This is a genomic window from Acinetobacter brisouioides, assembly GCF_004331075.1.
Taxonomy (GTDB): domain Bacteria; phylum Pseudomonadota; class Gammaproteobacteria; order Pseudomonadales; family Moraxellaceae; genus Acinetobacter.
This window is the reverse complement of record NZ_SJNX01000004.1, coordinates 41,553-64,865: the sequence shown is the minus strand read 5'-3', so window position 1 is coordinate 64,865 and position 23,313 is coordinate 41,553. Positions and strand designations below refer to the sequence as shown.

Here is a 23,313-nt window from a genome sequence, read left to right as displayed (position 1 = left end):
GGAACTGTTAAATTCACCCATAAAATATGAAGAAAAATCATCATGGATGAGGATTGAAAATGTAAATGATTTGCACTCTATGACTGCAATGATTTGTTGCGTTTTTTATTAAATATTGTTGATTAATTTTTAATCAATAAGCATACACTTCTAAAAATTATAGATTGTTCTTATATAAAAATTACAGGATGAAGATTATATGAATGAACAAAAAGAATGGCAATTTTATAAAGCACTGGTTGAGACAACCAAAGCGATTCCCTGGAAAATGGATTGGAACACCAAGGAGTTTAGCTATATTGGCCCACAAATTGAAGACATTTTAGGCTGGTCGCCAGATAGCTGTAAAACAGCCCAGGACTGGATTGATCGCATGCATCCTGATGATCGGGAGCCTACAATCAATATGTGTATCGCCTTATCTAATAAAGGAACAGATTATGAAGCTGATTATCGGGCGCTCAATCAAAAGGGTGATTATGTCTGGATTCGTGATGTCGTGCATGTGCTTCGTGAAAATAACAAAACCATGGCACTGATCGGGTTTATGTTTGATATTTCGGAACGTAAACGACTTGAACTAGAGCTCGAACAACTCAATAAGCGCAATCAGGAGCTTTTATTACAAGACCCTTTAACGCAAGTTTCTAATCGACAAGCCTTAAAAGAACGTTTGCACCAAGAATTTAAACGAGCACAGTGCAACCAGAGACCACTTTCGATTCTGTTTATTGATATTGATCATTTTAAAAAATACAACGATGAACATGGTCACTTGCAAGGCGATCATTGCCTGATTGCAGTGGCACAGTTATTAAAACAAATGTTTAACCGAGCCTATGATTTTGTGGCACGCTTTGGTGGTGAGGAGTTTGTGGTACTTTTGCCAGAAACCTCACAGGAAGAAGCAATTCAGTTGGCTGAGCATTTTAGAAAAGCTGTCAATCAGATTGAAATTCCGCTGATGAGTGCGCCCAAAACCCCTAAAATTACGGTCAGTATCGGGGTGAATACCCATGGACAAACTCAGCAATATTTAACAGTCGAAAGCTTTATCCGTTCAGCCGATGAACTATTGTATCTGGCCAAAGATCAAGGTCGAAATCAAGTTCGATATTATTCGCTCTGATTACCAGACAGCTCATCATTGTGCTGATGTTAAAAGTTGGGGCGGTAGCTATACGACTGATTCATAATTGGATCACGAAACGGGCGAATTGGTTTTTTCGACAACGTTATCGTGTTAATCATATTATTCGGGAAGACTTCAATCTGGTTGTTGAAGGCTTCCACATTGCGGTTAAAAATACTAATTGCCGCACTGATATTTTCATTTTGTTCGTGAATTTCCTGCATCATTTGACTGTATAGCTGGTCGGCTTTGAGTTCAGGATAGTTTTCAACCACAAGATTTAGATTGCGGATCAATTCTTGGTTGAGTTGTTCAATATGCTGTAAATGTGAGGTGTCAGTATGATGCAGATTCAAATTCATGATCTGTTGGCGTAGTTCAGTCACTTTTTCCAGCGTACTTTTTTCAAAATGAGTATATTGAGTCAGGGTTTGTTCAAGATGATCCAGTGTTTTGACTTTCTGTAGCTCAAAGTTCGCCACTTCTGCCCATGAACGTTGCGTTGCATTCAGATAACGCACAATATTATTGCGGATCATGATGCCCCAAACGATCAGCAGAATAAAAAAACCGAAAAAGACAATAAAGCCAAACATGAATAAAATCCTATAAAAATTATGATAATAGTTTGAGCATATGCTCTTTGAACAAATCGTATTCCAGCATGCCCAGCGTTCTTAGATGCCCGCGTAAGTGAGAAATATCTTGAATCTCGATCTGTTTGCTTTGTAGTCGAAATAAGTCCTGTTCCCCTAAATAACATACAATACTTTCACGTGGGTGAAACAGTAAATCACCTGTAAATTTTTCAAAAAAATCATACAGTTTTAATGTGAAACTCGGAGTGATATGTTTGGCAGTCTCATGTGCATCGCAGCCATAAATATCCAGTTTTCGGTTGGTCTGAATATCACTGGTTTCCCATTCTTGGATATAAGGCGGGAAAAAATCATTGCCCTTATTGCTAATCGCTAACCCCAGTACAGGTGCATCAAAGATAAACGCACCCCATTGCCGTTTGTTGATTTTTCGAATCACATTACGCTCGCCGCGCTGGGTGGTGGTTGCAACCTCAATCACATAATCATATTGAAAAATAATCACAGGATAGCGTTGTCCGTCATGCAGCCATGTAGTTGATGCAAAGTAATCCAGTCGATTGACTTCTGTACCTTTGGAAAACATTGGAAATAGTGCTTTGAGCTGCGACATTACTGACATTACTGAAAAGGTTCTGCTCGGGTTAGTAAAGTTGTCAGGCAATTGATGAAAGTGTAAATCGTAACGTAGGCTGAGCATACGCTCTCGCAAATACTGAATGACTTCATTAATCGGGTCTTGGCTTTCATGAATCAGGTATGCCCAAAAACCCAACGCCGCACTGATCAGCAAACTAAAGAAAAATGGAAAATAATGATGTAGTAAACCGCCAAAAAACAGCACCAGAACACTGGCAATCACCAAAAACATGGGCAATACATTATAAAAGCGTAAATCGCGGTCTTCACCCCAAGGATGTAACGCATCCAGCAGTTCATCAGGCGTTTGAGCTTTCTGTCCAATATCCCACAGGCGCGCCACATTGCGCATGACTTGCTGATTTTTCTTACGCTGAATATGCAGGATTTGCTGAATGGCATCCATGGGCATGGTGATACAACTTAAATTGAATAGCGTTATTTTAACCATTCTTTATGTTTTTGTAATCTATAAAAAAAGGCTACTTGAGGTAGCCTTTTAAAGGTTGTTTGAAAAGTTATGCACGGTCAATCAGCATGGCATCGCCATAACTAAAGAAGCGGTATTGCTGTTTTACCGCATGTTGGTAGGCATTTAAAATATTCTCTTGATTCGAGAGTGCTGAAACTAACATGAGTAATGTTGACTCAGGTAAGTGGAAGTTAGTAATTAAACGATCCACTACACAGAACTGATACCCAGGATAAATAAAGATTTGTGTATCGCCTGTCCACGCGCCAATTTTTCCACCATGGGCTTGAGCCGAACTTTCAAGGGCACGGGTTGCAGTGGTTCCCACCGCAATGACTTTATTGCCACGAGCTTGCGTTTCACGAATCAGATCAACGGTGTGCTGAGGTACATCGCACCATTCACTGTGCATAATATGGTTTTCGATATTGTCGGTACGTACAGGCAGGAACGTACCTGCACCCACATGTAGGGTCACAAAACTTTTTTGTATCCCTTTTTTCTCTAGCTCAGTCAAAAGCTGCTGGTCAAAGTGCAGGCTTGCTGTTGGCGCAGCAACACTGGCCAGCTTTTCAGGGTCATGAAACACGGTTTGATAGCGTTCAGTATCAATCGCCTCAGCTTCACGGTTAAAGTATGGTGGAATCGGTAACTGACCATAACGATCTAGTACGGTGAGGATCGGCTGAGAAAATTCTACAATAAATAAGTTTTCATGACGTCCTTGAACCGTCACTTTGACTTCATCTGCACCGATAAACAGCTCTGCACCTGCTTTAGGTGAGTTGCTGGCTTTAATATGGCAATGCGCAATAAATTGATCTTGCATGCGTTCAACCAACACCTCAACCGCTCCGCCAGTAGCACGTTTGCCTTTCAGGCGGGCTTTCATGACTTTGGTGTCATTTAGAATCATTAAATCGCCAGGATTGAACAGTTCTAAAATATCGGTAAAGCAGTGATCTTGATATTGTCCATCGGCATGTAAATGCAATAAACGTGATGAAGTACGTGACTGAAGTGGGTAACGGGCAATCAGATGATCTGGGAGTTCGAAGTTAAAGTCAGAGAGTTGCATAGCCAAAATCTGGGAAATAGATTAGGGCTAGTATAAACTTTTTTCGTTTTATGGTCGATTTTGCTGAAAAAAACACCAGTGTATCAACTGTTTGTTTTAAAAGTGAGCAATGGTGCGGAAATGGCGTTGACACATTTTTAAAATACGATAATATACACAGCGTAAACCAGCCATACTTAATCCCGAGGTGGTGAAATTGGTAGACGCGGTGGACTCAAAATCCACTGTTCGAGAGAACGTGTCGGTTCGAGTCCGACCCTCGGGACCAGATGAAACGAAAAGCCCTTAAGCACAATCAGACTTAAGGGCTTTTTTATTGCCTAAAAACAATGAATTACATCGTTTTCTAGTCCATCTCTTAGAGATTTCATAAGCCACAAAATGGGTGGTCGTGGCAGAAAATGAGTACCTGCATGAGTACCTGAATTTTGATTGGGTACTCGGTATGGAATCTCATGGCTAGAACAATTAAACCATTAACAGCATCTCAAATTGAAAAAGCAAAACCCAAAGATAAGGAGTACAACTTATTTGATGGGGAAGGGCTTTATTTGGTAATTCGTCCTTCAGGTGCAAAAACGTGGATGCTTCGCTTCAAGGATGACTTTGGAAGAGTCCATAAACTGAAGCTGGGTATATTCCCTGAAATGACTTTAGCTTTGGCTCGTGAAAAGCGAATGGGCTACAGGCGTGCTATTGCTGAGGGAAAGGAATTAGACGAGATCCTCGGTAAGGGAGAATATGCTCCTAAGATTGATAACTCATTAGAGCTGATTTCTAGAACTTGGCTCGAACAATACGCTAAGCGGAAACCATTAGAAGAACACACCAAACATAAGCGTATTCGTAAACTAGAGAATCACCTATTTCCTTTGTTGGGGCGTTATTCAATTGCTGATATACGTCCTAAAGACTTGAGGCTCGCCTTAAACCAAATTTATGAGAAGAGTGCTGATAATGCTCAGCGTATTCGAGCAGACCTTGTCCTTATTTTTAGTTATGCAGTCCAGTATGGTTATATTGAAGTAAACCATGCAAGGGAAATGGAAAGCCTTGATCTATCAGCACCCAAGAACCATAGACCAGCATTGCCTCTACAGAAGCTTCCAGAGCTGATACGACGAATCAAAGCAGATACTGGCTATGTGCTGACTAGGTTATGTCTAGAGCTGAGTCTGCATATCTTCATTCGTTCCTCAGAGCTTCGGTTTGCACGGTGGAGTGAAATTGACTTGGTGAAGAAGCAATGGGTATTGCCTGGTAAGAGAACCCATCTAAATGGGATTAAGCACTCGGATCGTGGAGCCAAAATGAGAGAGCCTCATATAGTCCCGCTATCTAACCAAGCTGTGGAAATATTGTGTCAGGTAAAGAACTTGGGCGGTAGCTCGGAGTTGGTTTTTCCTAGCTCTTATAACGGCGCAGCATTTCTGAGTGAAAATACCTTTAATGCTGCATTGAGACGAATGGGTTATGACACCCAGAAAGAAGTCTGTTTCCATGGTTTTAGAGCTATGGCTCGTTCAGCTTTGGGGGAGTGTGGTCTATTTCAGCGTGATGCAATTGAGAAGCAGATGAGCCATCAGGAGAGGAATGATATTGTGGGGGCATATACTCATGTCGCTGAATACTTGTATGAGCGCAAGCGCATGATGCAGTGGTGGAGCCAGTATTTAATAGACATTGAGGGTAGAGGTTATGTATCACCTTATGAATATGTTACTAGAAGCAGCTTAACCAATACCAAGTAGTAAGTCTTATCAAAGTAAAGCCCCCTTAAAAAGAGGGGGCTAAGCTTACATTACATTGGTTTTGAATAGTTCAGGGTCAATGTCCTTTAAATAATTGCCGTTCAGATAATCGCGTAAAGCTTTGGTGTAAATTTCTTGTCGTGTCAATCCAGTACATTCACAGACTAAGTCAAGTTTGCGATGTAGGCGAGGTGAAACGAAGAAAGTGGATTTAGCATCGTCTTTTCGGAAAGGTCCTGTGAGGCTAATACGATCAATAACATTTGATACGATTTCAGGGGCTATATTGGTTTCTAAAAGGGCAATCATATTCAACATCCGTGTTGATGGTTATATAGGGTTCCCTATTTTAGTGGTATTTGAAAGGCCATACCAAATCGGATGTACGAGCCTGTATATTCACTCGCATTAAAATATGGCATCTTTGTTTGGAGTTAAGGGGCTGATTAGTTTGTTTTGCTCATCGAAAACTAATTGCACTTTGGGGTTTGCTATCTTTGCATAGTTTTTAACACACATTGTGCAGTAGGGTTCATCTGATAACTTGGTTGTGAGTTTATAGGCATTACTCTGTTTCATACTGGAAGTACTCCACATTCGGCAAGCTGTATCTTGACCTAACCACAAGTGCGCTCTTCCTTTGTTATTCTTTAAGGTGATTACGGGATATTCACCGCTTAGTGCAATCCAATTACTGAGTTGAGTATATCCCAATTGCTCATATTCTTTGATGCCTTTGAGTGCTAACGCTAAGCTAGTATATGGCTTATTCTTTAACCAGTATTCATTATCTAGCTCAAGCAAAATACCATATGATGAGCCTGTTGGTATGATGTTGAGTTGTGATGAATAGATAGGAACTGTTTGATTTTCTGTGGCTCGAGATTCTAGTTGATTTATGGTCTTATGCAGGTTGAATGATGAGTTTAAGCTTTCAATGAGTAAGGCTTCGGGGGTTTTACCTGTAAGTTGAGCCATTTGCATAAGAGCAAGAGTATAGAGCGCTGGAAGTTTAAATGTGGGTAGGTTATGCATTCATTGGACTCGAAATTAGAGATGCATGAAACTATGAGGTAAAATAAGGAATAAGTCAAAATAATTCAATTTAATCATGTACTTACTTGAGTACGTGGTTGCTTAAGTGATTGAGTGGGTGAGTAAGTAAGCATGTCTGTAATGCCTTGGTTTCCTAAAGAATACAGGTGGCATGGTTGATGTATCAATGCATAATTTAATAGGCTTAAATCTGACTATAACCCTTATAAAGTTGCTTAACTGAGTATTGCTATGGATGTCCCTTCTGATACGAGGAAGACACTTTGGTGAGAGTAAATGTGAGAGGGGCTGTGTTGTACAGGACTCTTGCTATCGTCTCAACAATAGCTTTTATTGATTCTCCTTAGATAAGTGAATGAATATTGATGAGCTTGGCACATCCTGTGCCTTGGGTGAGCCTCTTGCAAAATAATTGCCTGTCACTGGACTATACTCAAATGGTTCACTCCGAGATTTTCTTATGAATCTATCGATAGACTTAACTTGTTAGTTAAAGGATAGTATTATCATAGTACTTGAATAACAATGACTAAAAGATAGAAGCCATGACTACTCGTATTTACTTGAGAGCCTCAACCAAGGGCCAAGACGCTGAACGTGCCTTGAATGACTTACTCGATTTAAACCATAGACTCAAGCTGGGTGGGGTGATCTCTTATATTGAGAACTACTCAGGTACTAGGCTTGATCGACCTGAACTTAATAGACTCTTAGAAGAAGCCAATCATGGCGATGCTCTACTGGTTGAATCAGTGGATCGTTTGTCTCGTTTAACCCAAGATGACTTCGAGGTCCTTAAGGATCGTATTAAAGCCAAAGGGTTGAGATTGATCGTTGCAGACTTACCAACTACTCATCAGTTAATCCAAGTGAATGACGCTACAACGTCTTCGATACTCAGTGTACTGAACAACATGCTGATCGATCTACTGGCAACAATGGCCAGGCTGGATAATGAGAAGCGCATAGAGCGCATTAAACAGGGGTTAGCTAGGTCAGATTATAAACCAACAGGTAAGAAAGCCAATCAAGCCAAGCATAAGCGTATTAAAGAGCTCCTGGCACTGAACACAATGACTAAAGAGGAGGTTGCCAACGCCGTTGGTTGTGGGGTTGCTACGGTCTATCGTGTAGCTGCTAAGAATGAAACCGAGTACTTACTGAGTAACCCAGTGAATGAAGCTCGCTTAAAGGCATCTATCGCACAAGCAAAGTCACTTCAAGCTGAGTGATTAATTTGTCCCCCTACTGAGAGCATGTTCTCTATGCTTTCAGCATAGGAACATGACTCTAAGTAGGGAGATCGAAAAGTTTTGGGGATTTATCTCAAGTTAGTACGAGTGCATGTTCTTCCAAATGAACACCCCCATAGCTCGAATACCCCCCAGGGAGGGCATTCCTAAAAAGGATGCTTACTCTAAGTAAAATACTCCTTTATGTACATCAGTGTATTGGTTTAATCAAACCATAGCATTAGGGTTGGGGTGGCTTTGTACAAGTGAATTAAGGCTCTCTTTAGCCTTGCACTTCGATAGCATGATCCACGAGCGTCAGTGAGTGGTGAAATGCTATAAGAAGTGCAGGGCTAGACCTTTGTAAGGAACTGGAGGTTTAGGTGAGGGGCTTATTCGGTATGCATGTATGGCTTGCTAAAAGGGTTTTTTATATAGAGTATTCTCCCTAAGGTGAAACCCCAAAAAAGCTGCTACCGATACCTTATGGTTGATTCTAATGGTTCCTATAGGCACCCTATACCTTTATGGTTTCTTTTGCTTAATCAGATCAGTCCAGTGAGCATATACTTGGGCGAAATCTTGAAATTTAGGTAGGATTGCTTTGGGGTTGATTAAGTAAGTCTGGCGTTTAACTCGTATGATTAATTTAGCTTCTTCTAGCTCTTTATAACCTTTCTTGACCTTATTTTTCTCAGATATACCAATAGGTGTGAATTGGGCTATATTGGTGTTAAGGTCACGCTCCATTACTAGTGTCCAAAATAACCATGTTGCATTAGCAGATAGGTCTCTTAAGATGGATGTCATGTTGAAACCTTCAACAACTTTTTGTGACCCATCTTCCAATCGATAGTTCATAAAAGTAGAACGGCCAATAGCAAAATAAGGTGGAACATGGTGTTGGCGTTTCTTGGTGACACTTGCAACAAGTTCGTCACCACTATTGAGATTAATTGGTAAAAAGGTATTTTGATTGCTGAGTAACATGATTGAAGTAAGCCTAGATAATGCGAAGATAAGTTCTTATTTGGGACTTATATTGTAATGTGAGTTCTTTATGTGAACTTTATATTAATGTAACTTATTGATTGATATGCGTTAAATTGACTATATAGTATAATTATAGTCTGTATGTGTGTGTTATTGAGTGTTTTATATAAGCTGCCCATAGTCACTTACCCCCATAAATTCGTCGCCACTCCTACGTCGTGTCTCCTTATTATGGGGGTAAGCAACTACGGGGCCCCAGCTAAGGGATATTGCAAGGGTTAGCTAAAGGTTGGAGACATAACATGTCTCCAACCTTGTTTAGCTAACCTGAAGCTGACACAAAGATATATAGATAGGCCATCCGATACTCTAATGTGATCATTTAGGGGGCTAATAGCAATACTTAGGCGATATGCTATTAATACAACACTATATCCTTCACTAGTAAGGAAGTTGCTATTTAACTTACTCCCATTGAGAGTAATTTCGAGGTATTCTTTGCACCATTCATTTATCCATTTTTGACTACACCTTAATGGTGTGGTCTGAATAACAACACAGAGTAAAAGCATAGTTACTTTTACTATAAGGATTTACCATGGCACGTTCTCCAAAGAAAGAAACCAAGCAAGAGCCGTTAGAAGTTATCCTTTGGAAAGCAGCAGATAAACTTCGCAAAAACATTGATGCTGCAGAGTACAAGCATGTAGTCCTTGGTTTGATCTTTCTGAAATACATCTCGGACTCATTTGAAGCACACTACAATTTACTGGTTTCAGGTGAGGGAGAGTTTGAAGGTGCAGATCCAGAAGACCGTGATGAATACACGGCGTATAACGTGTTCTTTGTACCTGAGATTGCACGTTGGTCATACTTATTGGAACAAGCCAAGCAACCAACTATTGGGGTTACTGTCGATGCAGCAATGGAAGCCATTGAGACTGAGAACCCTCAGCTTAAAGGTGTACTCCCTAAAGTTTATGCACGCCAGAATCTCGATCCTACGAGCCTAGGTGAACTGATTGACCTGATTGGTAACATTGCTCTAGGTGATGCTAAATCTCGCTCTGCCGATGTTTTAGGGCATGTATTCGAGTACTTCCTTGGGGAGTTTGCTTTAGCTGAAGGTAAACAGGGTGGGCAGTTCTATACACCGAAGTCTATCGTTGGTTTACTGGTTCAAATGTTAGAGCCATACAAGGGGCGTGTCTTCGACCCGTGTTGTGGTTCGGGCGGTATGTTCGTTCAGTCTGAGAAGTTCGTTGAGTCACATCAAGGCTTAATTGATGACATTTCGATTTATGGTCAAGAGAGCAACCAGACCACATGGCGACTGGCTAAGATGAACTTGGCGATTCGTGGTATTAACTCTGAGCATGTGAAGTGGAACTCTGAAGGTTCATTCCTGAATGATGCACACAAAGACCTGAAAGCCGACTACATCATTGCTAACCCACCATTTAACGTGTCGGACTGGAGTGGTGAGCAGCTTGTGGGTGATGCTCGCTGGTCACTCGGTACACCACCAGCAGGTAATGCTAACTTCGCTTGGATGCAGCATTTCCTGTACCATATGTCACCAAAGGGTCAGGCTGGGGTTGTATTGGCAAAAGGTGCGCTTACCTCTAAAACCAGTGGTGAAGGTGAGATTCGTAAAGCCTTGGTTAATGATGCCAATGTCATCGACTGTATTGTGAATCTGCCTGCCAAGCTATTCCTGAATACCCAGATTCCTGCTGCTTTATGGTTTATGCGCCGTGATCGTGTAGGTTCGACTCAGTATCAAGACCGTAGTAATGAGATTCTATTCATTGATGCTCGTAACCTCGGTCACCTAATTAACCGCAGAACCAAAGTACTGTCTGATGAAGACCTACAACTGATTACTGATACTTACCACAACTGGCGCAATAAAGGCGGTGAGTATGAAGATGTTGCTGGCTTCTGTGCTTCTGTGTCATTGGAGAAAGTAGCTGAGCTGGACTATGTACTCACACCAGGGCGTTATGTTGGTTTGGCAGATGATGAAGACGAGTTCGACTTTAAGGAACGCTTTACAAGTCTGAAGGCAGAGTTTGAAGCACAGCTTACTGAGGAAGCAAAGCTAAACCAAGCCATTGCTGAGAATTTGGCGAAGGTGGTGGTATGAGTGAGTGGTTTGAGACAACCCTTGGAGAACAAGTAATTCTGTTAACTGGTTTTCCTTTTAAGAGTAAGGACTATTCAGACTCTGAAGAAGATATCAAACTTCTTCGAGGTGACAACATAGCACAAGGCTATTTACGATGGGAAAATGCAAAACGCTGGAAGCTTACCGATGACATTCGTGAGCAAAATTACTTCCTAGAAAAAGAGGATGTAATATTGGCAATGGATCGTCCTTGGATTGAGGCAGGGCTGAAGTACTCTATTATTTCAAGTCAAGACCTACCTTGCTTGCTCGTTCAACGGGTAGCATGTTTAAGAGCTAAAGAAACCTTGAGTCAGCAGTTTTTAAGATATGTGATAGGTTCAAAAAGCTTTACTGAATATGTTTGCTCTATTGAGACTGGTACAGCTGTACCACATATTAGTGCCTCACAAATTAAGGACTTTAGTTTCTATTTACCACCTCTCTCCGAACAAAAAGCCATAGCTTCTGTCCTTTCATCGCTTGATGACAAAATTGACCTGCTGCATCGTCAGAACAAGACCTTGGAAGCCATGGCTGAAACACTCTTCCGTCAGTGGTTTATTGAGGAAGCGAAAGATGATTGGAACGAAACTAAAGTACTGGACGTATTCTTATTAGTTGGTGGTGGTACACCTAAAACATCTGAAGCTGACTATTGGGATGGGGATATTCTTTGGCTTTCAGGTGGCGATATAGCGAATGCTCACCAAGGCTTTATTGTTAGTGCAGAGAAATCTATTACAGAACTTGGTTTACAGAAAAGTTCAACGAAGCTGTTACCTAAGTTAGCCTCTGTCATTAGTGCGAGAGGTACAGTAGGCAAGTATGCAAGTATGCAATGTTATCTAGACCAATGACGTTTAGTCAGTCCAATTATGGGATTATCCCTAAAGGGCATACTCACTATTACTTCGTATACTTGCTATTGGCTTATATCGTTGATGAGCTGTCAGCAGCAGCTTATGGAAGTGTGTTTGACACCATCACTACTAGAACATTTGAGGATGTCGAGATTAAGCTTCCACCAATGGATTTTATTACTCAGTTTGAGTCTGAGATCGCTCCATTATTTGAAAAGAAGCTAAACAATGTCGAGCAAATCCAAACCCTCGAAAAGCTACGAGACTCATTGCTTCCTAAACTGATGAGTGGTGAAGTGCGAGTGCATTACGAAGACGAAACTGTATAGTAGAAAAGGTGAAGCCTGAGAGCTTCACCTTTTTGCATTGAGCTAGATGACTTGTACTAGGTTCAATACATGTTTATTGTTGAGTTGCTTCAACCCACTGTTTTAGATTGGGGATATGGTTGTAGCCACGGTATCTACGACATAGTTTCTTATCAGGCGAAAGGTCGTTCCAAACATCTTCTGAAAAGGGACGCATCTTGCTATAGAGAATGGCATTTTCTGGTTTAACCTGGAGTTTGAAACTACTCATGTTTGGAAACTCTAGTGCAACTTCTTCACGTGTACAGTGCTGAAATTCAGGAATGGACTGTAAGGTCGTATAGACCTGATCAATACGCTTTTGAACGAGTCCCTGTTTATCCATCTCAGTTCTGAGTAGGTAGCGCTCCTGATTCGTTAAAAAGTAAGCATCAGTGTAGTGCCCAACAAGGAATAACTCTCCTGAGGGGCTTCTCGTATAAAAGTAAATGTTATGGGTTTTACCGACTAATGTTTTAAAGTCGGGGCGAATATAGCCATACAACAAGTCACCCACTAAATCACCTTTATTGAAGTTCCATTCTTCTGCACCAAAACCTTCACTGCTTACATAGTTGATTTGGTTTTCTGCAAGATGACCTACACCTGCAGGTTTTTGATAGTTATTGGTATTCCAGCTTGTTCTAATCAGGATGTTTGCCATTTCTTGTTCTCAAGTTTCGCTATGGTGCAAATATCCAATATCCTCAGATAAAAAGCAATGACTGAGATATTTGGACTAAGCTGAAGTGAAAGGTATAGGTGCTTACTGAAATAGTAATGGGAGTATGATAGGGTAAGCATCTGACTTTATAAGAATATTGAGGAACCATGTCTAGAATGACTGAATCAGACATAGAGCTGATGGCAATAGAACAACTAGAGGGACTAGGTTATACCTATATTTATGGACCAGAGATTGAGTCTAAAGCAAGTCACCCTTTACGAAGCTATAAGCAAGTCATCTTAGAATCCAAAGTATTAGAAGCACTACAACGCTTAAATCCCCAGTTAAGCGAAGATAAGTGTATTGAAGCACTCAAACAAATTACCAACATCCAGTCACCAGATTTACTGTCGAATAACCAGCATTTCCATAGACTGCTGACTGAAGGTATTAACATTGAGATAACCAAAGAGGGGAATACACAAGGTGAGCTTGCTTGGTTAATTAACTTTAACGAGCCATTGAACAATGAGTTCCTTGTGGTCAATCAAGTCACCATTCGGGAAGATCGCTGGGAGCGCCGTCCAGATTTGATCCTTTATGTAAATGGTTTACCTCTAGTGGTGATCGAGCTGAAGAATGCTGTTGATGAGAATGCTACTGTTGAGGGCGCATATAAGCAGCTTCAAACCTACAAGAGTCAGATTCAGTCACTATTTACCTACAATGCCTTTAACATCATTTCAGATGGTTTAGAAGCGAAAGCAGGCACAATCTCTGCTGACCTGAGTCGTTATATGGCTTGGAAGACCACCAATGGTCAAACAAAAGCGAAGAAAACCCAGGCACAACTCGAAGTATTGATTCAGGGCTTACTTAATCCAGTAACTTTGTTAGATATGATTCGACACTTCATCGTGTTTGAGTCGAGTAAGCAAGAAGATGCCAATGGTCTAATCACTATTAAGACCATCAAGAAGATGGCTGCTTATCATCAGTACTATGCGGTCAATGCAGCAGTACTCTCTACTATTCGTGCGTCTGCAATAACTTCGGACTCGAAGTCTGCCGAGCTTGCCATGCAACATCAGGGGAGAAGTAAGCTCGAACTTGTACAACAGCAAGCAGTCGGTGACCGAAAGGCTGGTGTTGTTTGGCACACTCAAGGTTCAGGTAAATCCCTGTCTATGGTGTTCTATACAGGTAAGATTGTCCTTGCACTCGATAACCCAACTGTTGTCGTGATCACAGATCGTAATGACTTGGATGATCAACTGTTTGGAACATTTGCAGCATCGAGTCAACTTCTTAGACAAACACCCAAGCAAGCTGATTCACGGGAGGAGCTCAAAGAGTTACTCAAGGTTGGCTCTGGTGGAGTGATCTTTACGACGATCCAAAAGTTCCAACCTGATGATGGTGGGAGTGTCTACGAAGAGCTTTCAGCTCGAACCAACATTGTTGTTATCGCTGATGAGGCACACCGTTCTCAGTATGGTTTTAATGCCAAAGAGGTCGATGTAAAAGATGCTGAAGGCAAAGTCGTTGGTAAGCGCACTGTCTATGGTTTTGCCAAATACATGCGCGATGCTTTACCCAATGCAACTTACCTTGGCTTCACAGGAACACCGATTGAGAAGAATGATGTAAACACACCTGCAGTCTTCGGGAACTATGTTGACATCTATGATATTTCTCAAGCTGTAGAAGACGGCGCAACGGTTCGTATTTTCTATGAGAGCCGCTTGGCTAAAATTGCTATTAGTGATGAAGGCAAAGAGCTGATCGAGCAGTTTGATGAACAGTTCAGTGAAGATGACCTCAACCAGACCCAAAAAGAACGTGCGAAATGGGCACGCGTTGAAGGGCTCATCGGTAGTAAAGAACGTATCCAGGCGATTGCAAAAGACATTGTGGAACACTTTGAACAGCGCCTCATTGCCAATGCCAATCAGGGTAAGGGCATGATCGTCAGCATGTCGCGCCGTATTGCAGTAGAGCTCTACAATGAGATTGTCAAAATTAAGCCTGAGTGGCATAGCGATGACTTGAATCATGGCGTGATCAAAGTTGTGATGACATCCTCTGCTTCAGATGGTGAGGATATTGCAAAACACCATACGACCAAGCAGCAGCGTCAGCTCTTGGCTAATCGTATGAAAGATGACGATGATGAACTGAAGCTCGTGATTGTTCGTGACATGTGGTTGACTGGTTTCGATGCACCGAGTATGCACACGCTGTATATCGACAAACCAATGAAAGGCCATAATCTCATGCAAGCGATTGCACGAGTGAACCGAGTCTATAAAGATAAGATTGGTGGTTTGGTCGTTGATTACTTGGGGATTGCTTCAGATCTTAAGGAAGCTTTGTCATTCTATTCTGAAGCTGGTGGTAAGGGTGACCCAGCACTTGTGCAAGATGAAGCAGCCACGATCTTACAAGAGAAATTAGAAGTACTTGATGGCATCATGCATGGTTACGATTATCGAGAATATTTCAAAGCGACAACCTCTCGTAAGCTCAGTATCATCCTTGAAGCTGAAGATCACATTCTCGGTGTTGACCAAGGGCAAGGCCGAACGAGATTCCTTAATGCTGTGGCAGCCATGTCACAAGCCTTTGCATTAGCAACTCCTCATCCTGCAGCAATGGAAGCGGCACATATCGTTGCCTTCTTCCAAGCGGTTAAAGCACGTTTAGCTAAATTTGGTGATGGCACAGGAAATATAACAGGTCTCAGTAATTCAGAGCTTGAAGCCAAGGTAAAACAAACCATTGATGAAGCCTTAGTCACTGAGCAAGTCGTTGACATCTTTGATGCAGCAGGGATTCAGAAGCCTGACATTTCGATTCTCTCTGATGAGTTCATGCAAGAGATGAAAGGGTATGAGCATAAGAACATTGCCTTAGAGACATTGAAGAAGCTTCTGAATGATGAGATCAAGATGCGAGGGCATCGTAGTGTCACTCAAGGTAAGAAGCTGATGGACATGCTGAGTTCAGCAATTAAGGGTTATCAGAACAAGGTACTTACAGCGGCACAGGTCATTGATGAACTGATCAAGTTGGCTAAAGCGATTCAAGAGTCTGACAAGCTGGCACAGGAGCTTAACCTCACCGAATACGAATATGCCTTCTACTCAGCAGTAGCAGAGAATGACAGCGCAAGAGAGCTAATGCAGAAAGAGATTCTGAGAGAACTTGCTGTTGTCCTGACTGAGTCCATTCGTAAGAGTGTTACTTTGGATTGGACCATCAAGGAGTCTGCACGAGCCAAGCTCAGAGTGATTGTTAAGCGTCTATTGAAGAAGTATGGCTATCCACCAGACATGGCTTTATTGGCTACAGAAACGATACTAGAACAAGCTGAGCAGTTAGCAGATGAGCTCTCTGAATGTGCAGCATAATGAGGTGTCATTTTGTAGAATAAGTACCTGGATGAGTACCTGTAGGTATGGTAATCTTAAAAAGTGCTTATAAATCAACGAGAGAACGTGTCGGTTCGAGTCCGACCCTCGGACCATAAATCTGGTATAAAGATTTAAAAAAACCGAAGCCAACCGCTTCGGTTTTTTGTTGTTTATAAAAAACTATTAACTTACAGCATTCTTAATACAAAGATATTTAATCGTTGATTAAGTTTTATCCATAAATTGGCCTCCTTGTTAACCAAAATAAACGCTTACAGTAAAATTCTGGATGTCTAAACTACAATAGTTAGCCAAGTTAACCCTTATGGTTTCCCAAATTGGATCTACTTATTCTGACAGGCGAGCTAAAAGTACGCCTTGAGCGGTTTATTGCGCTAAAGACAACCTCTGTGATCATCACAGTTGGGAGAAAAGTGGGCTTTGGCAGTCGATACGCTCATGGAAGGTTTTTCATGGATTGGCTAAAGCGTTATTGATTCAATTCTGCTTCATACTTTCTGGATTCGACAGACTCATTGTTGAGCTAAATCGCCGTTTGCTTTCTCCACATATACAGTTTTTTTAGAATTTTTGAGTGAAATTTATCAAAAATTTTCATCACAATAATTTGCAATTGATTTTCTTTTTAAATACTAAAATTAGTGATCTAGTTGGCAAAAAAAATGGTTATAGATAACTTCGAAAAAAAATAAAAAACCTTATGATTTAGATAGCTATGATCGGAAGGTATTGGTTACAAAAAAAATAAAATGATTCGATGTTTGTTTTAAAAAAATGACTTTAGTGTGTTATTTTGTTAATTGAAAACGGGGTTTTCATTAAGGTGATACTTGAAAACAATGCCAGTACGAAAGGATATGTGAGGCGAGGCATGCAGCCAAAATTGTTAGAACTCAACCAAGCCGATCAAATGAGTGATTGTAAGCTGTCCTTGTTGTTGGGGGTTACTAGCCCGCGCAATCAGATCGACATTTTTTTGAAAATGGCACGTCGTTTACTCAATGTGGAATTTGCTGTTTGGGCATTTCATCATGAGCCTTATGCTTGGTTTGTTACGCAACAAGGTTTTCAGGTTTATCCAGCAAATCCTAAATTGGCAGTTCAACTGCAAGTCTGTTATACCAATGATTATGCTGTAATTTCTCCAAAACATCCAAATTATTCAAAATTTTCAGAACATTTGAAACATCATTTTTTTGATCACCAGCGTTTGCTTGCGTTAAATCTGGTGGTGAATCAAAACAGTATTGGTCAACTGATGTTTTTTGATCAGTCCTCAGCCGATTTTAACCCACAGGATATTGAGCAGGTTCAATCATTGTTAGAGGGAATGCTGGGCTATATAGAACTGCGATTTGAACATACTGAACTTAAAGAAGCGTATGAGCAGCTCTCGGCGTTAAATTCTAGCCGTACCAAGTTTTTTCAGATTATTGCCCATGATTTACGTGCGCCATTTCATGGCTTACTGGGTTTTTCAGATGTGCTGGCAGAGGAATTTGATACTCTTGATCCAGCCAGTATCCAAAATATTGCCAGTTATTTGAATGACACGGCCAAGTCCACTTATAACCTGCTGGAAAATTTGCTCGATTGGGCGATGGCCGAGGGTGGGCATTTTGTTTATCATCCGATTAATTTTAAACTCAAACAGTGCAGTCATATTGTAATGGATGTGCTGAGCAGTCTTGCCCTGAAAAAGACAATTCGCTTAGTGGATCAGGTTCCTGATGATATTCGGGTGTTTGCTGACATTAATATGCTGACCTCCGTGCTACAAAATCTGACTTCAAATGCTTTGAAATTTACACCTGTTGATGGCGCGGGCCAAGTGACGATTAGTGCTGGTGTCTATGGGGAGCAGGTTCAATTGTCTGTGACCGATACAGGTTTGGGCATGACTGAGCAGCAGGTACAGCATGTATTTGAGCCGCGCATTAAAACCTCACTAAAGGGTACGGCAGGCGAGCGTGGGACAGGTTTGGGTCTGGTGTTGTGTAAACGCTTTGTTGACTTAAATCATGGTGAAATTCGGGTAACTTCGAAAGAAGGTCAAGGTACAACTTTTACTGTGATCTTGCCGAAAGCTCAAGATGAGCATAGTGCATTACCGTTACATCAAGATCAGTTGGCTGCGCACTAAAAGCTCACTTTTATTTTCCAAAAGTTTATTTCTCCTGCTATAACTACGCTTAGCTATACGGGAAATACGCTGATCATGAACCACGATCAATTACAAAAAACACTTCACGCCAGTCAATACGCAGAACAAGTCTTGGCACAGTATGCTGACCAATTACAGCAAGATGACCAAGATCATCCTTTTCATCAGATATTATCTACTGCTGAAATTTTTGCTTATGTTGAGCAAACGCTTGCAGGTATCCATGATGAAATTCAATGGATGCGTCAGTTACGAATTTTACGTGCCCGCCTGATGTTTCGCTGGATTTGGCAGGACGCTAACCAACAGACCACCGTGCCACAGCTTACTCGTGAACTTTCCGATTTTGCTGATGCCTGTATTTGTGCTGCAAAAGCTTTTGCTCTGCCAGCATTGTTAGCCAAACATGGCGAACCGATGGGTTATGACGGTCAGGTGCAAGACCTGATCGTGATTGGTATGGGCAAACTCGGTGCGCAAGAACTGAATTTATCTAGTGATATTGACCTGATTTTTGCTTTTGATGAACAAGGCGAAACCAACGGGCGAAAATGCATTGAGGTACAGCAGTTCTGTATTTTGTGGGGGCAAAAGCTGATTTATTTGCTGGATCATATGACCGCAGAAGGTTTTGTGTTTCGGGTTGATATGCGCCTGCGTCCATGGGGAGATGGTTCGGCACTGGCCATTAGTCATGTTGCCTTAGAAAAATACCTGATTCAGCATGGGCGAGAGTGGGAACGCTACGCATGGATTAAGGCGCGAGTCATTACTGGAGAGAAAGGCGATAGCCTGATGGCAATGACCCGTCCTTTTGTGTTCCGTCGTTATGTTGACTACAGCGCCTTTGAAGCTATGCGTGAAATGAAACAGATGATTGAGCGTGAGGTAGCGCGCCGCAATATTCATGATGACATCAAGCTGGGAGCAGGTGGGATTCGTGAAATTGAGTTTATTGTGCAGGTATTTCAGCTCATTCACGGCGGTTCAAAACTTGAGTTGCAAGACCGTACCTGTCTGACCAGCTTAGAACATATTGGTGCTGTCGGTTTACTTGAACCGAAAATTATCTATGATCTTGAAGATGCGTATTTGTTTTTGCGCCGCGTCGAACATGCGATTCAGGCACTCAATGATCAGCAAACCCAAGCGTTGCCTGTTGAGCCTGTATTGCGTCAGCGGATGGTAGAAACTCTGGGTTATGCCACATGGGATGAATTCTTAGTTGTACTGAATCAGAAACGTGACAAGGTGAGCTTGCAGTTTAAAAACCTGATTCGGGAAAATGAATTTGATCAGCAGGATGCGGATAGCGCTGAACTCGAACAACAGTTACTCGAAGTGCTTGATGAGGATGCGCAAAACCTCATCCATGAGTTTTGGCATGGACACGCCATTAAAAAACTTCCTGCCAAAGCAGTTGAGCGGTTAAAAGCTTTTTGGCCGCCGTTGATTACTGCAATGTTGCAGGCACAGCAGCCGCAAGTGGCGTTGCTGCGCCTGATGCCGCTGATTGAATCGGTGATGCGCCGTACTGTGTATTTGGTGATGCTGATTGAAAACAAAGGGGCGTTGCAGCGTTTGGTCAAAATGGCAGAAGTCAGCCCGTGGATTTGTGAGGAACTGACGCATTATCCAGTACTCCTCGATGAATTCTTGTCGATGGATTTTGAACTGCCACGCCGTGCCGATTTGGAAGCATCCATGCGTTATCAGTTGTTGCGTATCGAGTTGGATCAGGTGGAAGACCTGATGCGTGTGTTACGTTTGTTTAAGAAAAGCCATGTATTGGCCGTTGCAGCCAGTGATGTGCTTGCCGAAAGTCCACTCATGAAAGTCTCCGATGCCCTAACCGATATTGCTGAAGTTTGTGTGGAAGCAACTTTGCATCTGGCATATGAAATTGTGGCGCAAAAGCACGGCTATCCTGTCACGCAAGATGGACAGCGCTGCTCAATCGACCAAAAAGGCTTTATTGTGATTGGGTATGGCAAACTTGGCGGCATTGAACTTGGATATGGCTCAGATTTAGATTTGGTATTTATTCATTATCTGGATGAACAGGCTGATACCGATGGGCGTAAATCGATTAGCGGTTTTGAGTTTGCTTTAAGGGTTGCACAGAAATTTATGTCGCTGATGACCACGCAAACCCTTGATGGTCGTGCCTATGAAATCGATACGCGCTTGCGTCCTTCGGGTGAAGCTGGGGTATTGGTGACCAGCCTGAAAGCGTATGAGCAATATCAAATGAAAAGTGCATGGCTTTGGGAACATCAGGCACTGGTTCGCGCCCGTTCAATAGCGGGGGATTTGGGCTTAAGACAGCAATTTGAGCAGCTTCGCTGTGAAATTCTGACGCAAAAACGCGATGAAGGTGAAGTTCAGACCGAAGTCTTAAAAATGCGCCAGAAAATGAAAGACCATTTAGGCTCAAGCAAAGAGCAAAAAAAAGATGGGATTTTTCATTTAAAACAGGATGCAGGTGGTATCGTTGACATTGAATTTATGGCACAGTATATGGTGTTGGCATGGAGTGGGACGAAGCCCGATCTCGCCCATTTCTCTGACAATGTCCGAATCCTTGAAGATGCTGCGCGGTTAGATTGCTTACCCAGCCAAGATGCGCAGGCTTTGATTCAAGCTTATCTAAGTGAACGAGCCGAGAGCCACCGTCTAGCACTTGCAAACAAAAACATGCAAGTTCAAGCTGCACAATGGCGCGACACCCGCGAGATCGTTTGCAAGTTATGGCAGAGATTAATTGATCCAAGCGCACAAGCCTTGGACAGTGAATAATGATGTGAAAATTTGGAGTGTGTGCCGTGAATTTGGCTGATCGTGATGGTTTTATTTGGCAAGATGGAAAATTAGTAGATTGGCGTGATGCAAAAGTTCACGTCTTAACCCATACATTACACTACAGTATGGGCGTGTTTGAAGGTGTCCGTGCCTATGAAACACCAAAAGGAACAGCAATTTTCCGTTTAAAAGAACACACCAAACGTTTGCTTAACTCTGCAAAAATTTATCAAATGAAAGTTCCATTTGATCAAGCAACGTTAGAGCAAGCGCAAATTGATGTAGTACGTGAAAATAAATTGGCTTCTTGCTATTTACGTCCGCTTATTTGGATTGGTTCAGAAAAACTTGGTATTGCCGCAACTGACAATACGATTCATGCTGCAGTTGCAGCATGGGGCTGGGGTGCATACCTTGGTGAAGAAGCGATGGCGAAAGGTATTCGCGTAAAAACGTCTTCATTTACGCACCACCATCCAAACGTGACCATGTGTAAAGCAAAAGCATCAGGTAACTATACTTTATCTATTCTTGCGCATCAGGAAGTGGCTCATTCAGGCTACGACGAAGCAATGTTGATGGATCCACAAGGTTACGTTTGCCAAGGTTCTGGCGAAAACGTGTTCTTGGTGAAAGATGGTCAATTGCATACTCCTGACATTGCAGGTGGTGCGCTTGATGGTATTACCCGTCAAACTATCATTACCATTGCCAAAGATTTGGGTATTGAAGTGATTGAACGTCGTATTACCCGTGATGAATTCTACATCGCTGATGAAGCATTCTTTACAGGTACTGCTGCGGAAGTCACCCCGATTCGTGAATACGATGACCGTCAAATTGGTGAAGGTTGCCGTGGCCCAATCACCACGTTGATTCAACAGACTTACTTTGATGCCGTTCAGGGTAAAAATCCGAAATACGAACACTGGTTAACTTACGTAAAATAAGCTGAATCAGTTAAGATAAGGGCGAAACTTCGGTTTCGCTTTTTTTATGCGAGTGGAAAAATCAGTATGCATGTGGTGTATATCAGTGATGGTAAGGCAGGGCATCGTTCGCAAGCTTTGGGATTGTATCAGGCGATGCAGCGCCAACATGCGAACAGCTCTTTTCAGGAAATCTCGATTGCTGATTTGCCGATTTTGAGTTTGATCGGGGCTATTTTTTCCAAGCAATGCGCCAAGGTTGAACAAGCACCGACTTTTATTTTTGGGGTCGGTAGTCATACCCATTTGCGTGTATGGCTCATGGGGAAAGTTTACCCACATGCCAAAACTGTGATTTTGATGAAACCAAGTTTGCCATTGGGATGTTTTGATTATGCGGTGATTCCCGAGCATGATGCTGTGCCTGCATCGGACAAAGTCATCGTGACCCAAGGTGCGCTCAATCCCATTGTGAATCAGCAACGTCATCAAGCCAATCGAATCCTGATTGCCTTGGGTGGTTCATCCAAACGTCATGGATGGAACGCTGAAAAAGTGCTGGCAGCTATTCAAGGCATTACCGAGCAGCAACCACAAGCAACGATTATTTTAACCACCTCGCGCCGTACCCCGAGTGATTTTTTGGGACAATTACAACAGCAAACTTATGCGGCTCAGCTACAGATTTTCCCTGTGGAACAGACACCACAAGGCTGGATTTTTGAAGAAATGCAAAAAGCCGAAGCGGTTTGGGTGACTGAAGACAGTGTATCGATGCTGTTTGAAGCCCTGACCGCAGGTTGCCGTGTCGGGCTGATTGAGATTGATCGGCTCAAGCAAGACCGTATTACGCAAGCCGTTGATGGGCTGTTACAAAAACAATTTGTCTCCTCGATAACCAATTTAGAACAACTGCCTGCGGCAAGCACTTTTAAAGAAGCAGAACGTGTGGCAACATATCTTTTAGCAAAAATTTAAATTT

The 23,313-nt window shown here is 42.1% G+C and carries 17 protein-coding genes, 1 tRNA gene and 1 pseudogene; 12 read left to right on the top strand and 7 right to left on the bottom strand.

The genetic code is table 11. The features are described from left to right. Positions 1-199: 199 nt before the first annotated feature. Positions 200-1,129: a sensor domain-containing diguanylate cyclase gene (locus E0H77_RS06675; RefSeq protein ID WP_131376082.1), complete on the top strand. Its 930-nt coding sequence runs from the start codon at positions 200-202 to the stop codon at positions 1,127-1,129. Positions 1,130-1,158: 29 nt separating this feature from the next. On the opposite strand, the gene E0H77_RS06670 is transcribed toward E0H77_RS06675, so the two are convergent. The 3 genes from E0H77_RS06670 to queA all read right to left on the bottom strand — a co-directional run bounded on the left by E0H77_RS06670 (position 1,159) and on the right by queA (position 3,920). Next, positions 1,159-1,728 carry a LemA family protein gene (locus E0H77_RS06670; protein WP_131376078.1) on the bottom strand — a complete coding sequence of 190 codons (570 nt, stop codon included), beginning with the start codon at positions 1,726-1,728 and terminating at the stop codon, positions 1,159-1,161. Positions 1,729-1,747: 19 nt separating this feature from the next. After that, positions 1,748-2,782 (bottom strand): hypothetical protein, encoded by a 1,035-nt coding sequence (locus E0H77_RS06665; RefSeq protein WP_131376075.1) that lies wholly within the window; start codon positions 2,780-2,782, stop codon positions 1,748-1,750. Between the two features lie 106 nt (positions 2,783-2,888). Beyond that, the gene (gene queA, locus E0H77_RS06660) at positions 2,889-3,920 is read right to left on the bottom strand and encodes a tRNA preQ1(34) S-adenosylmethionine ribosyltransferase-isomerase QueA (protein ID WP_131376072.1); all 1,032 of its coding nucleotides are present in this window, start codon (positions 3,918-3,920) and stop codon (positions 2,889-2,891) included. A gap of 181 nt (positions 3,921-4,101) precedes the next feature. Between queA and E0H77_RS06655 the strand changes: the two genes are divergently transcribed. Together E0H77_RS06655 and E0H77_RS06650 are read left to right on the top strand one after the other, a co-directional pair. Further along, positions 4,102-4,188, top strand: a tRNA-Leu gene (locus E0H77_RS06655). 187 nt (positions 4,189-4,375) lie between these two features. Further along, complete coding sequence (locus E0H77_RS06650; protein WP_131376069.1) at positions 4,376-5,671, top strand: tyrosine-type recombinase/integrase; 1,296 nt, start codon at positions 4,376-4,378, stop codon at positions 5,669-5,671. 45 nt (positions 5,672-5,716) lie between these two features. On the opposite strand, the gene E0H77_RS06645 is transcribed toward E0H77_RS06650, so the two are convergent. Both E0H77_RS06645 and E0H77_RS06640 read right to left on the bottom strand, forming a co-directional pair. After that, on the bottom strand, positions 5,717-5,980 hold the full coding sequence (locus tag E0H77_RS06645) for a hypothetical protein (RefSeq protein ID WP_131376066.1): 264 nt from the start codon (positions 5,978-5,980) through the stop codon (positions 5,717-5,719). Positions 5,981-6,079: 99 nt separating this feature from the next. Further along, complete coding sequence (locus E0H77_RS06640; RefSeq protein ID WP_131376063.1) at positions 6,080-6,706, bottom strand: hypothetical protein; 627 nt, start codon at positions 6,704-6,706, stop codon at positions 6,080-6,082. Between the two features lie 566 nt (positions 6,707-7,272). On the opposite strand from E0H77_RS06640, the pseudogene E0H77_RS06635 reads away from it, so the two are divergent. Then, positions 7,273-7,863 (top strand): annotated as a pseudogene (locus E0H77_RS06635) (recombinase family protein); the annotation flags it as partial. A gap of 621 nt (positions 7,864-8,484) precedes the next feature. On the opposite strand, the gene E0H77_RS06630 reads toward E0H77_RS06635, so the two are convergent. Next, the gene (locus tag E0H77_RS06630) at positions 8,485-8,949 is read right to left on the bottom strand and encodes a hypothetical protein (RefSeq protein ID WP_131376057.1); all 465 of its coding nucleotides are present in this window, start codon (positions 8,947-8,949) and stop codon (positions 8,485-8,487) included. A 601-nt stretch (positions 8,950-9,550) separates the two neighbouring features. Between E0H77_RS06630 and E0H77_RS06625 the strand changes: the two genes are divergently transcribed. Genes E0H77_RS06625 through E0H77_RS13985 form a run of 3 tightly spaced genes read left to right on the top strand, consistent with a single transcriptional unit; the run spans position 9,551 to position 12,314 of the window. Continuing rightward, positions 9,551-11,101 carry a type I restriction-modification system subunit M gene (locus tag E0H77_RS06625; protein WP_131376054.1) on the top strand — a complete coding sequence of 517 codons (1,551 nt, stop codon included), beginning with the start codon at positions 9,551-9,553 and terminating at the stop codon, positions 11,099-11,101. After that, on the top strand, positions 11,098-11,982 hold the full coding sequence (locus E0H77_RS06620) for a restriction endonuclease subunit S (protein WP_213073557.1): 885 nt from the start codon (positions 11,098-11,100) through the stop codon (positions 11,980-11,982). Before E0H77_RS06625 ends, E0H77_RS06620 begins: the two co-directional genes overlap by 4 nt. After that, a complete protein-coding gene (locus E0H77_RS13985; RefSeq protein WP_213073556.1) occupies positions 11,964-12,314 on the top strand; it encodes a restriction endonuclease subunit S in 351 nt (116 codons plus the stop codon). The genes E0H77_RS06620 and E0H77_RS13985 overlap by 19 nt, the downstream gene beginning before the upstream one ends. 73 nt (positions 12,315-12,387) lie before the next feature. On the opposite strand, the gene E0H77_RS06615 is transcribed toward E0H77_RS13985, so the two are convergent. Then, the gene (locus E0H77_RS06615) at positions 12,388-12,996 is read right to left on the bottom strand and encodes a hypothetical protein (RefSeq protein ID WP_131376051.1); all 609 of its coding nucleotides are present in this window, start codon (positions 12,994-12,996) and stop codon (positions 12,388-12,390) included. 167 nt (positions 12,997-13,163) lie between these two features. On the opposite strand from E0H77_RS06615, the gene E0H77_RS06610 reads away from it, so the two are divergent. The 5 genes from E0H77_RS06610 (at position 13,164) to E0H77_RS06590 (ending at position 23,309) form a co-directional block, all read left to right on the top strand. Beyond that, the gene (locus E0H77_RS06610; protein ID WP_131376048.1) at positions 13,164-16,412 is read left to right on the top strand and encodes a type I restriction endonuclease subunit R; all 3,249 of its coding nucleotides are present in this window, start codon (positions 13,164-13,166) and stop codon (positions 16,410-16,412) included. An 895-nt stretch (positions 16,413-17,307) separates the two neighbouring features. Next, on the top strand, positions 17,308-18,579 hold the full coding sequence (locus E0H77_RS06605) for a sensor histidine kinase (RefSeq protein WP_131376045.1): 1,272 nt from the start codon (positions 17,308-17,310) through the stop codon (positions 18,577-18,579). A gap of 75 nt (positions 18,580-18,654) precedes the next feature. Then, positions 18,655-21,399, top strand: coding sequence for a bifunctional [glutamate--ammonia ligase]-adenylyl-L-tyrosine phosphorylase/[glutamate--ammonia-ligase] adenylyltransferase (gene glnE / locus E0H77_RS06600; RefSeq protein ID WP_131376042.1), 2,745 nt, complete (start codon positions 18,655-18,657; stop codon positions 21,397-21,399). A 26-nt stretch (positions 21,400-21,425) separates the two neighbouring features. Next, a complete protein-coding gene (locus E0H77_RS06595) occupies positions 21,426-22,352 on the top strand; it encodes a branched-chain amino acid transaminase (RefSeq protein WP_131376039.1) in 927 nt (308 codons plus the stop codon). A gap of 66 nt (positions 22,353-22,418) precedes the next feature. Next, on the top strand, positions 22,419-23,309 hold the full coding sequence (locus E0H77_RS06590) for a mitochondrial fission ELM1 family protein (RefSeq protein WP_131376035.1): 891 nt from the start codon (positions 22,419-22,421) through the stop codon (positions 23,307-23,309). Positions 23,310-23,313 lie beyond the last annotated feature (4 nt).